At 68.8% G+C, this 12,283-nt stretch carries 9 protein-coding genes; 4 read left to right on the forward strand and 5 right to left on the reverse strand.

Annotation, left to right across the window (positions count from 1 at the left end; all coding sequences use genetic code 11):
* Positions 1-918 precede the first annotated feature (918 nt).
* A complete protein-coding gene (locus ACZY1G_RS05380) occupies positions 919-2,583 on the forward strand; it encodes an ABC transporter family substrate-binding protein (protein WP_463815653.1) in 1,665 nt (554 codons plus the stop codon).
* 2 nt (positions 2,584-2,585) lie between these two features.
* Here the strand turns inward: ACZY1G_RS05380 and ACZY1G_RS05385 are convergent, their stop codons facing one another.
* Positions 2,586-3,833 carry an alpha/beta hydrolase gene (locus tag ACZY1G_RS05385; RefSeq protein ID WP_463821828.1) on the reverse strand — a complete coding sequence of 416 codons (1,248 nt, stop codon included), beginning with the start codon at positions 3,831-3,833 and terminating at the stop codon, positions 2,586-2,588.
* Positions 3,834-3,943: 110 nt separating this feature from the next.
* Here ACZY1G_RS05385 and ACZY1G_RS05390 point away from each other — a divergent pair, with 110 nt between their 5' ends.
* Positions 3,944-5,158: an acyl-CoA dehydrogenase family protein gene (locus ACZY1G_RS05390; RefSeq protein WP_463815651.1), complete on the forward strand. Its 1,215-nt coding sequence runs from the start codon at positions 3,944-3,946 to the stop codon at positions 5,156-5,158.
* Positions 5,159-5,181: 23 nt separating this feature from the next.
* Positions 5,182-6,537, forward strand: a complete 1,356-nt coding sequence (locus ACZY1G_RS05395) for an LLM class flavin-dependent oxidoreductase (protein ID WP_463821829.1) — start codon at positions 5,182-5,184, stop codon at positions 6,535-6,537.
* 10 nt (positions 6,538-6,547) lie between these two features.
* On the opposite strand, the gene ACZY1G_RS05400 is transcribed toward ACZY1G_RS05395, so the two are convergent.
* The gene (locus tag ACZY1G_RS05400) at positions 6,548-9,202 is read right to left on the reverse strand and encodes an AAA family ATPase (protein WP_463821830.1); all 2,655 of its coding nucleotides are present in this window, start codon (positions 9,200-9,202) and stop codon (positions 6,548-6,550) included.
* Positions 9,199-10,347 (reverse strand): metallophosphoesterase family protein, encoded by a 1,149-nt coding sequence (locus ACZY1G_RS05405; RefSeq protein ID WP_463821831.1) that lies wholly within the window; start codon positions 10,345-10,347, stop codon positions 9,199-9,201. Before ACZY1G_RS05405 ends, ACZY1G_RS05400 begins: the two co-directional genes overlap by 4 nt.
* Before the next feature lie 116 nt (positions 10,348-10,463).
* Between ACZY1G_RS05405 and ACZY1G_RS05410 the strand changes: the two genes are divergently transcribed.
* Positions 10,464-10,970 carry a SixA phosphatase family protein gene (locus ACZY1G_RS05410; RefSeq protein ID WP_463815646.1) on the forward strand — a complete coding sequence of 169 codons (507 nt, stop codon included), beginning with the start codon at positions 10,464-10,466 and terminating at the stop codon, positions 10,968-10,970.
* Positions 10,971-11,066: 96 nt separating this feature from the next.
* Here ACZY1G_RS05410 and ACZY1G_RS05415 read toward each other — a convergent pair whose 3' ends face one another.
* Both ACZY1G_RS05415 and ACZY1G_RS05420 read right to left on the reverse strand, forming a co-directional pair.
* Positions 11,067-11,591, reverse strand: a complete 525-nt coding sequence (locus ACZY1G_RS05415; RefSeq protein WP_463815644.1) for a DUF3558 domain-containing protein — start codon at positions 11,589-11,591, stop codon at positions 11,067-11,069.
* Between the two features lie 17 nt (positions 11,592-11,608).
* Positions 11,609-12,184 carry a DUF3558 domain-containing protein gene (locus ACZY1G_RS05420; protein WP_463815643.1) on the reverse strand — a complete coding sequence of 192 codons (576 nt, stop codon included), beginning with the start codon at positions 12,182-12,184 and terminating at the stop codon, positions 11,609-11,611.
* Positions 12,185-12,283: the final 99 nt, after the last annotated feature.

The following is a 12,283-nucleotide window of genomic DNA, read 5'->3' on the forward strand; positions in this document are numbered from 1 at the left end:
TCCCTTCTGACCGTTGTCGATCCGCGACGCGCGCTGTGAGCTCTTGGCGTCGATTCGACTGTCGCGGAGTGGTTGCGGCGGTCGACCCGGCACCGGAGCTCGCCGTGGGGCGGTTGTCGCTCGGCCCCTCGTCGGCGTTGGCCGACCCGGCACCCACCAGGACTGCCGCGCCGAGACCCACGCTGAATGCGCCCGCTCCGAGCCAAGACACCACCGCCGGCGTCGGCTTCCGACGGCGGTGGTTACCGGCACGTCGGTGTGAGGTGTGCTGTGAAGAGTATTCGCTCATTTCTAGTTCCCCCGAAGATATGTCCAGCAATTTGGTGATGCGACGTGTTGTCGACATTCGATGTCAGGCGTGTGCTGAGGTCGCCTCCCGCGCACTCGACAAGGCGATCGCGCGCACCTGGGCTCCGCGCGGAAGTGCACTAGCGCTGTTCACAATGTCCCCCGCTGCCTGGACGCCCCCGGCACCCGTCAGCAGGAGTATGGCACTGAGCACTTCGAAGCGTTGCGGAATAACTGTGACATTTTTGGCGAATCTCCGATGCCTGCCCGAGCTGCCCAGGGCCATGCTTTTTCTGAGCTCTAAGGTGCGCCCAATTCGGCGATGTGATCTTTTGGCAAGAGTTTGGGTGTTTGCTTGTCTCTGCGTTTGCAAGTAATTCTGCCGTGACGACGACGGCGTGATGTGGTCGAGACCGGAGAGCCTGACGCGTTGCGATGCTCACGACCGAGAGCCTCACCCGCGGGTCTTGGAGAGTTCTTGGAAGCTGGCCGGCCGGATACTGCGGTGCGTCGATAGCAGACCCGTTCGTGGCGTCGCGACGCCGCCGGCCGGCAGCGAGCGGGCTGCTTGTCAGCCACTCTTGTGGTGTCACACCCAGCGACACCCCAGCCGCTGATTACAGTTTCGGCATGACATTCACAAGGCTCCCGGCTCTGCTCCTGACGGCGGCCCTGGTGCTCACCGGATGCTCGGGTTCGCAAGACCCGGCCCCGCCGGCCGGCGGCAGCGCCGAGCTGGGTGGCACTGCCGACATCAACCCGCAGGACCCCACCTCGCTCCAGCAGGGCGGCACGCTGCGGTTGGCGCTGACCGGTTTCCCGGCCACCTTCAACAACCTGCACATCGACGGCAATCTCGGTGAGATCGGCGCGATGTACAAGACGATGCTGCCGCGCGCGTTCTTCATCAAGCCCAACGGTGAGATGACGGTCAACAGCGACTACTTCACCAACGTGGAGCTGACCAGCACCGATCCGCAGGTGGTCACCTACACGATCAACCCGAAGGCGGTGTGGAGCAACGGCCGACCGATCACGTGGGAGGATCTCGCGGCCGAGGTGAACGCGACGAGCGGCAAGGACAAGCGCTACCTGTTCGCCTCCCCCAATGGCGCCGACCGTGTCGGCTCCGTCACCAAGGGCGTCGACGACCGGCAGGCCGTCATCACCTTCGCCAAGCACTACGCCGACTGGAAGGGCCTGTTCGCGGGCAACGGCATGCTGTTCCCGAAGGAGATGACCGGTACGCCGGAGGCGTTCAACACCGGCTTCCGGGACGGGCCGCCACCCACCGCGGGCCCGTTCATCGTCACCAACATCGACCGCGGTGCGCAGCGGATCACGTTGGGCCGCAACCCGAAATGGTGGGGCACTCCCCCGCTACTGGATTCCATCAGCTACACCGTGCTCGACGACGCCGCCCGCATTCCGGCACTGCTGAACAACTCGATCGACGTCAGCGGTGTCGCCACGCAAGACGAGCTGAAGACCACCCGATCCGCCCCGGGCATCGCGATGCGGCGCGCACCATCGGCGCAGTGGTATCACATGACGTTGAACGGGGCGCCGGGATCGGTCCTCGCCGACCCGGCGCTACGCATGGCCATCGCCAAAGGCATCGACCGGCAGGCGATCGTCACCGTCGCCCAGAACGGCCTCGTCGACAAACCTGTCCCGTTGAACAACCACATCTACGTGGCCGGCCAGGAGGGCTACCAGGACAACAGCATTCCCTTCGATCCCGAAGCGGCCAAACGCGAACTCGACGCGCTGGGCTGGCGGCAGAACGGCCAGTTCCGGGAGAAGGACGGGCGGCGGCTGACGATCCGCGACGTGTTCTACGACGCGCAGAGCACGAGTCAGATCGGGCAGATCGCACAGAACAACCTCGCGCAGATCGGCGTCGACCTGCAACTGGTGCCGGCCGCCGGCGGCAAGCTGTTCACCGATTTCGTCACCCCCGGCAACTTCGACATCGTGCAATTCGCCTGGGGTGGTGACGCTTTCGCATTGTCCAGCCTCACCCAATCGTATGCGTCGGCCGGCGAGAGCAATTACGGAAAGATCGGCAGCCCGGAGGTCGACGCGAAGATCGAGCAGACGCTCTCCGAACTGGACCCGGCAAAGGCCCGCACACTGGCCAACGAGCTGGACACGATGATCTGGCAGGAGGTGCACAGCCTGCCGCTGTTCCAGGCCCCCGGCAACGTCGCCGTTCGCGCCACGCTGGCCAACTACGGCCCCGCCGGGATCGGCGATCTGAACTACAGCGCGATCGGCTTCATGAAGCAGTGATCTTATGAAGCGGTGACCTGCCGGACCGCCCGCGGCACCACGTCGGGCACCGTGCTCTCGGCCCTGGCCGCCACCCGGATCGCCGCGACCATCAGACGCACCGTGAGGTTCGCCGGCAGCTTGTCCAGTTCGTTTCCGCGCGAACCCAGTTCGGCGATCTGACCGGCCGCGGCCGCGCGGCACACCTGCAGCGCGGCGTGCTCGCGCGTGTCGAGCATGCTGTGCCCCGCGGTGGGTAGATCGACGAGCACCGCGTCGGGTACGAGATCCGCGACCCGCTGGGCGATCCCGGGGGGCGTGGTGAGGTCGCGGCCGCCGGAGAGCACCGCGGTGGGCCAGTGAAATCCCGGCATGGCGGAGACGAGATCGTAGGGCTCGGCCTCGAATTCGACGTCCCCCAGCGCCATCTCGCGCAGCGCGACGGCCGGATCGAGCGGCAGGCCGTCGGGCTCGGCGCCGTAGTTCAGCTCGCGGTAGGCGATGCGCTCGACGAGGTCGGGCTCGTGCTGATACGGCGTCTTGCGCTCGAGCAGGTTCCTCTCGCCGAAGCCCACGGCCGCCCACAGCCAGTCGTGGCCGGCGAGCAGCAGGTCGAGCTGCCGGCACAGCACTTCCGGGCCGGCGACGCCGTACATGTCGCCGATCAGCTGCACGTCCTTGCTCGTCACCACCCCGGCCTGCACCAGCCGGCGCACTTTGGCCGCGAGCTCCGCGGTCCCCGGCTCGGTCCCGTCCCACAGCACGCGGCGGGTCTGGGCCCGAACCTCGGCGATGTCGCCGGCCGACAGCAGCGGCGAGTCGAGCACCATCGCCTGGACGCGCTCCGGATAAGACACCCCCAGTCCGGCGGCCAGGTAGGTGCCGTAGGAGGCGCCGTAGACAATCGCCTTGTCGACGTGGGCGTCGTCGAGGACCGCTGCGAGGTCGTCGACGACGGCGCGGACCGTCATCGCCTCCGGCGGAAGATCGTTGCCGTCGCCGTCGTGCCGGGAGAGCCCGACACCGCGATGCTCGACCATGATCACGTCCAGCCCGGCCAGCGCGGCACGCCGGCGAAACGCCCGGTACAGGGACACCGACGCGGCCCCCGGACCGCCCGGGATGATCAGCAGCGGATGCGCGGACTTACGCCCGGTGCGCACGTAGTAGACGTCGAACTCGCCCGTGCCGAGCGGCCGCCGCACCGGCCGCACGCCCGGAAGGGCGGCCAGCTTCGCGTGCACCCGCCGACGCTTGGCGTTCATCGTCATCGCGCCCCATTGTGCCCCCGGGCCGCGGTGCCGGCCATTCCGCCCACGGTTCGGTTCGAGCTGAGCGAAAGCAGTGGCGCCTGTGTCGCCGGCCGGTAGACATCACCGTCATGACCTCTGTGGACCATCTCACCGCCCTGCTGCCCGACTCCGACGACTTCGCCGCGTTGCTGCGCGACATCGCCGCGGGCGCCGCCGACCGCGACCGCAACGACGAGAACCCCACGGAGCAGGTGGCCGCGCTCAAGCGGGCCGGCTTCGGCACGCTGCGGCTGCCCGCATCGTTCGGCGGCCCCGGACTCACGGTGCCGCAACTGTTCTCGGCGGTCATCGACGTCTCGCGCGCCGATCCCATCGTGGCGCACATCTTCCGGACGCACTTCTGGTTCGTGGAGGAGAGACTGCGCACCGTCCACGATCCGCTCTCGGCGGAGTGGCTCTCGAAAGTCGCTCAGGGAAAGACGTTCGGTAACGCATTCAGCGAAAAGGGCGCCCACGCGGTCGGCAGCCTGGTGTTCAACACCCGCCTGCTGCCCGCCGAGCAGGGCTACCGGCTCGACGGCGAGAAGTTCTACAGCACCGGCACGCTGTTCTCCGACTACCTGACCGTCACGGCCACCACCGATCACGACTCGGTGGCCACCGTGGTGGTGCCCGCCGACCGGCCCGGTGTGCAGATCATCGACGACTGGGACGGCTTCGGTCAGCGCCGCACCGGCACCGGCACCACGGTGTTCACCGGGGTCGAGGTGTCCGAAGACGAGGTGCTCAGCGACACCCCCTATGACGCCGAGCCGCAGCCGACGGTGCAGTACGCCTCGCTGCAGCTGTTCATCCACGCGGTGGTGGCAGGGATCCTGGAGTCGGTGGTCGACGACGGAGTCACGCTGCTGCGCTCGCGCGAGCGCAGCTTCAGCCACGCGGTGACGGAGCGGCCCACCGACGACCCGCTGCTGCAGCGTCAGCTCGGCGAGATCGCCAGCACCGCGGCCATCGCCCGCGCGGCCGTCCTCGATGCGGCCGCCGCGATCGGTGCGGCCACGGACTCCTACGGCGAGGACCGCGTGCCCGACGCCGCGTTGGCGACCGAGGCGCAGCTCAAGGTCGCCAAGGTCAAGGTCCACCTCGACGCGGTGGCACCCGAGGCCGCGACGCGCCTGCTCGAGCTCGGCGGGGCCAGCGCGGCCAGCCGCAGCCGCAACCTCGACCGGCACTGGCGCAACATCCGCACGATCACGCTGCACAACCCGGTCGGGCTGAAGGCACGCGCGATCGGCCAGAACCTGTTGCACGGCACGGCACTTCCGGCCAACGCCTACTTCTGATCGCCTACTTCATCGGAGCACCCATGACTCGTCAGCTGCACCTGGGCGGTTTTCAGATCGCGTCCCAGGTCACCCATTCGCACGCGGCGTGGCGTCACCCCGCCAGTGACACCCGGTTCACCACGCCGGACTACTACCACCGCATCGGACGCATCCTGGAACGCGGGAAGTTCGACTTCGTGTTCTTCGCCGACCTGCTGGCCGCGCCGGTGCGTTACGGCGACGACATCAGCGAACCGCTGCGCCGCGGCACGCAGGCCACCGCGACGCTGGACCCGTCGATCGTGGCGGCGAGCATCGGGGCCGTCACCTCCAAGCTCGGGGTCGCGATCACCAAGTCCGCCACCTACTTTCACCCCTACGAGTTGGCGCGCATCTTCGCCAGCCTCGACCACATCACGGCGGGTCGGGTGGCGTGGAACATCGTCACTTCGCTCACCCAGAGCGAGGCCCAGAACTTCGGGCACGAAAATCATCTGGGTCACGACGACCGCTACCTACGGGCCGACGAGTTCGTCCGCACCGCGTTGGAGTTGTGGTCGAGTTGGGATCCCGACGCGCTGGTCCTCGACAAGGAGTCCGGGGTGTTCGCCGACCCGGACCGGGTGCGCCGCATCGACCATGTCGGCGAGTACTTCCGCACCCGTGGGCCCCTCAACGTGCCGTACTCCCCGCAGGGCCGTCCGGTCCTGATCCAGGCAGGATCGTCGGCGACCGGTCGGGATTTCGCCGCCCGCTGGGCCGAGGCCATCTTCGAGATCGATCCGACGCCGGAAGGGCGGCGCGCCTACTACGACGACATCAAGTCCCGGGCCTCCGACGTCGGCCGCGACCCCGACTCGGTACTGATCTTCCCCGCGTTCCTGCCGTTCATCGGGGAGACCGAGTCGATCGCCAGGGAGAAGCAGGCGTTCCACAACGAATTGGCCGACCCGATATCGGGGTTGATCACGTTGTCGGTCCACACCGATCACGACTTCTCCCGCTATGACCTCGACGCTCCGGTCGAGGACATTGCCGTCACCGGCACGCAGGGCCTGTTCGACACGGCTCGCCGGGTGGCCGACCGGGACAACCTCACGCTGCGTGACATCGGCAAGTGGTACGCCCAGGGGGTGCTGCTCCCGCAGTTCGTCGGCACCGCCGCCCAGGTGGCCGATCAGATCGAAGAGTCGTTCCGGGCCGGCGAAGCCGACGGTTTCATGGTGTCGGCGGCCCAGACTCCGGGCACCTTCAACGATTTCGTCGATGCGGTCGTGCCCGAGTTGCAGCGGCGCGGATTGTTCCGCACCGAGTACACCGGGACCACGCTGCGGGATCATCTCGGTCTGGGGCCGGCGAGCTTCGACGCCCCGCACCGGCTGCAGTCGGCGAGCTGACCTCTCTTTCTCAGGACGCCAGTTCGATGTGGCGCGCCGTCTGCACTCCGGCGTAGCGCTGCGGACTGCACGTCAGGATGATCACCTGCCCGTCACCGGCCACGGCGTCGAACACCTCGGCCATCCGGGTCAGCCGGTCGGGATCGGTGAAGCCCAGCGCATCATCGATCACGACCGGCACGGTGTCGTCCTGCGCGACCAGGGCCGCGCCGGCCAGCCGGGCGACGATGCCCAGCTGCTCTTTGGCACCGCCGGACAACGAGTCGTAGGGCACCGTGCGCCCCGACAGGGTGCGGTGCCCGATGCGCAGGTCGCTGTCGACGTCGACCTCGAAGGTGTCGCCGAAGACGATGCGGCCCAACCGTTCCACCTCGCCGCGGAACGGGTCGACGTAGCGCGACCGCATCGCGGCGCGGTGCCTGCCCATCACGGTGCGCAGCAGCTCCGCCGCGCGCGCCCGGCGCTGCACCCGCTCGTGCTCGGTCGCCGCGTGTTCGCGCTCGGTCTCCGCGGCGTCGAGCCGGCCCTTTCGACCCTCGGTACCGAAGACCTTCAGCTGGGCGGCGACGTCGCGCAGCGCCTCGACGACCTCGCCGCACCGCGCGACCGCACCGTCGGCGGCGCTGCGCGCCCAGGCGAGGCGTGCGCTCACCTCGTCGGGATGCTGGGCCGCCAGTTGCTCGCCGAGCCGGTCGACCCCAGCCTGCGCCGCGGCCGCCGCCTCGGCATGCGACTGCACGGTAAGGGCCAGCTCGTCGTCAGTCACCGTGGCGCGTGCCTGCGCGAGACGCAGCTGGGCGGCGGCAAGCTCCTCGGTCACGACCGCGAGCTTCTCCGACAACCGCGCGGCACGCATCTCCCGCTCGGCGAGGAGCGTCGCGGCGGCCTCGGCGACCTTGGCGTGAGTATCGCAGTCGCGAAGCGCCTGCTGATGCGCCGCCGTCGCCTCGACCAACTCGAGCCGCTGAGCCTTCGGGTCGAGAGGGGTCTCGGCCACGCCGGCGTCGAAGAGGCCCCCGTCGGCGGGCACCCGCGCCTGCACCGCGACGAGTCGGGAACGCAGGATCTCCACCGAGTCGTCGGCGGCGAGCGCCTCCAGCACCGCGGTGATCTGCTTACCGCTCGCCAGCAGCTCCTGCCGACGGGTGCCGAGCGCCCGCGCCGTCTCGAGATCGGGTGCCCCCACCTCACGCAGTGCCGCGGCCAGCGTCTCGTGCGCACGGTCGAGCGTGGCCTGGGTACCGGCGGCCGTCGCGCCCGCGACCACGCGCAGCGAGAGCACTCCGGGCACGTCGATGCCCGTCGCACCCGACACCGACATCGTCCACGTCTGGCCTGCGGTCAGCGGCACCGAGGTCCCGTCGATCGCGACATCGACGTCGACCGCCGCAGCGACCTCGATACGGGCCGAGGTCTGCTCGACGGCCGCCGCAGCCCGCTCGACCGCGACCGCGGCCTTCTCCAGGACCGTCATCGATTCCGCGGTCACGCGGATGCCGGCGAGGTCGCGGCGAACGGCATCGAGTTCGCGCTGGTGCCGCTCATAATTGGCGATCCGGGCGGCGAGCTTGTCGGCCTCTTCTCGATCGGCCAGTAGCGCGACCGCGGCATGAGCCACGTCGACGCGTTCCTTGCACCGGTGAAGGTCTGCTTTGGCGGCCGCAGCGGTGACATCAGCGGCTGCCCGCATCTCCCGCGCGGTGTCCGCCTCCTCGGCGGCCGACTGGGCGTCGGTGCGCAGACGCGCCACGGCGGCGACGCGGTCGTCGACCTCGGCGCGGATGCGCCGCCGCTCGGTGAGCGTCGCCAGCGACGCCGCGTGGGTCGATGCTGCGGCCTCCGAGCGGGCCCGCGCCTGCTCGAGCTGGGCCGTCAGCACATTGATCGCCTCGGCGTCTTGCTGTGCTGCTGCCAATTCCCGTGCGGTGACGTCCTTTTCGCGCGTCACCGTCTCCAGGTCGGCGGTGAGCGTGGCGTGCCGACGGACCGCCTCGTCGACTTCGGCGATGGCCGCCGCACAGCGGGCCACCTCCCCGTCGGCGGCCTTGAGCCGCGTGATGGCGGCCAACCACTCCCCGCTGGGCCGCCCGGTGGCGGTGAAGTAGCGGCGGTACTCCTCGTGGATGCGGTCGACGAGCAGGGCGTCGGCGGGCCCGGCTGCGGCGGCTGTGTCGTCGACCTCGCCGGCGACGACATCGAGGGCGCGCGACAGCGCGTCGCATCCCGAGAGCTCCGTGGCCGATGTGGACGCCGCCTGGATGACCCGCTGCGCCTGCCACAGATCGAGGTCGACCGTCTCGGCGAGAATGGCACGCACCCGCTCGTGCGCCTCGTCGCCGGTGAGCTGCTCACGCCGCGGTGCGAGGATGGTCAGTTCGGTCTCGGGCTTCTTGTGGAACCGCTTGCGATAGACGAATCGGTAAGCGCCGGTCGACATCTCGGCCGTCACCTCGGCGCCGACGTCGGCGTGGGTGGGCTTGACCTGCTTGACGTCCCTCTTCGTGGAGCGGTCCTTGGCTTCGAGCAGCAGGTCGAGCGCCTCGAGCATCGACGACTTGCCGATCTCGTTGGCGCCGCTGATCACGATGACACCACTGTCGGGAAACGTGATGTCGCGGTGGGTGATCCCGCGGTAGTTGGTCAGCGTCAGCCGGTGCAGCTTCACGCCGCCCCTCCCTCGGTCAGGCGAAGCAGCAGAGCCAGCGCTGCACGGGCGTCCTCGGCGTCGTCCCCGGACGAGCGCGCGGTGGACACCAGCTCAGCCACCGCGGAGGCGGCGAACCCGCCGATGCCCAGATCGTCGAACTCACCGTCGGCGGGCATCACCGCGATGTCGGTGTGCCGATCCCAGGGGATCAGTGCGGCGAACAGGCGGGCGTAGCGGTCCAGGCACAGGTCGAGCGCGGCCTTGTCGGTCACGGTCAGCGAACCGGTCAGACCGTGCCGGATCACCGTGCGGTCCTTGTCGACCATCAGATCGAGGTTGATGTCGAGATCGGCGATGTCGCGGCTGTCGTCGACGCCGCGCCGCAGCGACAGGAAACGCCACGTACCGACGGGCCGCGGCTCGACCCGCACCGGCCGGTGCGCCGTCACCTCGTCGATGTCGACGACCAGCACATGACCCGGTTTCGGTTCGACATCGTCGAAGTTGGTGACCTCCGGGGATCCCGAATACCAGATGCGGCCCGAGGACCCGACGTCGAGCACAGAGTGCTTGTCCCCCAACGCCACATAGTGCACCGCGCCGCGCGCGATCGCGCTCTCCAGGGCGGCCAGTGCGATCAGTGACGGCCGGTCTTTGTCCGGCACCAGGATGTCGACCGCACCGTGGCCGACGACGATGCGTGTCACCCCGTCGGCGGGTAGTCCGTCGAGCACCTGGGCGACGAGATCGGTGGTGGGGAACTTCGACGACCACGGCGCGGCGACCAGCTCCAGACCCGGCCGCACCTGGTGCACGCCGGGGCGGTCGAGCACGATCACGTTGTCGGGGCATTCGGCGGTGAACAGCGCGCTGGTGTAGACCGATGCCGCGTCGAGCGGATCGTGGTTGCCGGGCAGCAGATAGACCGGCACGCCGATGCCGCGCATGGCTTCCAGCGACTGGCTGACCTCCCGCGGCGCCAACTGGTTGTGTTCGAACACGTCGCCCGCGACCACGACGAACTCGGCACCGGCCTCGGCCGCCAACGGCCCGAGCGCGGTGACGGCCGCCCGGCGGGCCGCCGAGTAGCGGGGCTGCGCCTCACCGCTGAGGAAGTGCCGGGTCATGCCGAGCTGCCAGTCGGCGGTGTGCAGGAATCGCATGCGGATGACCGTCCTTTCCTCGTGTTCGGCGGGCTCGTGGCGAGTGCATCGGAAGTCTAGGTCGGGCCGCCGACAAGTCCGGGGATGCGCACCGACATGGCCTACGGTTATCTCCCATGAGCGACGGAACGCGCACGCTGGTGCTGATGCGGCATGCCAAATCGGACTATCCCGACGGGGTGTCGGATCACCGGCGGCCGTTGGCGCCGCGCGGAGAGCGCGAGGCAGTGCTGGCCGGAGAGTGGATCCGCAGTAACGTCGGAGCGGTCGACGCGGTGTTGTGCTCATCGGCGACGCGAACCCGCCAGACCCTGGAGCGCACAGGCATCACCGCGCCGGCGACGTACTCCGACCGGCTCTACGAGGCCAGCCCGGGCATCGTCATCGAAGAGATCAACGGCGTCGAGGACGACTTCGCCACGCTGCTGGTGGTCGGCCACGAGCCGGTGATGTCGTCGCTGGCTCTCGGCTTGGCGACCGAGTCCACCGCCAACGGCGATGCGGCGCAGAGGATCTCGGCGAAGTATCCGACGTCGGCGATCGCGGTGTTACGCACCGGCGGGTCGTGGGCTCAGCTGCAGCTGGGCGGCGCGGAGCTGGTCGACTTCCACATCCCACGCTAGGCCTGAGGCTCGCCGAGCCCGCTTCGGGCCGCGCCGAGATCGACGAAAAGGCGCGATCTACTCGCACTTTCGCGCCCAAACGTCGGTTTGGGCGTATCAGGCGCGGGTGGCGAGGGTGAGCTCCATCAGCTTGATCGCCATGCCGCACGCGTCGATACCCGGGGACTGCGGATTGATCCACCAGCCCACGACACCGGCGGCATCGCTGGCCACACCGCACGCACCGTTGGGGTCGTTGGGCCGCATCACGAACGACTGAATGCCGGCGATCGACCGGCTCTCGATCTGATAGTTCAGCTGCTGAGCGGTCTTGCGCTCGTTCTCCAGATCGCCCTGCTCGTACCAGAAGCGCGTGATGTCCACCAGCCCTGCGGGATTGGCCGCCTGCCAGCGGCACACCGCACCGACGAACGTGCTCTGGATGTCGAGCGGATCAGCGCCGACCGTCTGAGCCAGGATGTCTTGGGTCAACACGTCGCACTCTTTGAGCAGGTTGGGGTACTGACGCTCGGAGTTGTTGTTGCGAGGCACATCGCCGGAGCCCGACTTGGCCGCCGTGCCCTCGACCGTCTGCGTGCATCCGGTCAGCAGCATCAGCGCTGCCACACCGGCCGCGGCCATCGCTCTCCGTCGCACGCTCATTTGGAGTTCACAATCGATTGGCGGGTGAGTTCCTTGGCGACATCGCACGGATCCGGGAACGGCTTGGCCGCGTAGCTGATCGACCACTCGATGAAGTCATCGTCGAAGCCGATGCCGATCTCGCACAGGTTGACGCCCAGAATCGGATCCTCGTTGGAGGCGATGAAGCCGTCGTGGCCCTCGATGTTGATGTCCTCGACGCTGGTGCGCGAGAGCTCCTCCGTCTTGCGCTCCCGCCCGATCGGGCTGCCCCGGAACCAGGTGAACGAGAAGTGCGGACCGACGATGCTGCCGTTCGTCAGCCACTGACACCCGGCGGAGTTCGCCGCGGTGTTGACCAGGCCCGGGACCTGCGTCTGCTTCTCGATCTCCTGATCACTGATGCCGGCGCACTGCGGGAAGAACGGGCCGTGTTTGGCGGCCGCGGCCGGCGCGTCGGTCGACGGCACCGTCGGCGAGGTCGGCTGGTCGTTGGAACACCCGGCCAGCACCGGAAGCACGGCCGCGGCAGCAACGGCGAGCGCTTTCGCGGGCCGTCGAATTCTGCGGGGGCTGCGGGTCACGCCATGCACTGTAGCGGCAGCCCATCGGGTCAACCACCGACAGGCCGACTGACCTGCGAATTCACAGTATTCTCAGGTACCCGGCCGCAGCCGGGCATTCGTCGGAGG

The organism is Mycobacterium sp. IDUB_5 (assembly GCF_055419565.1).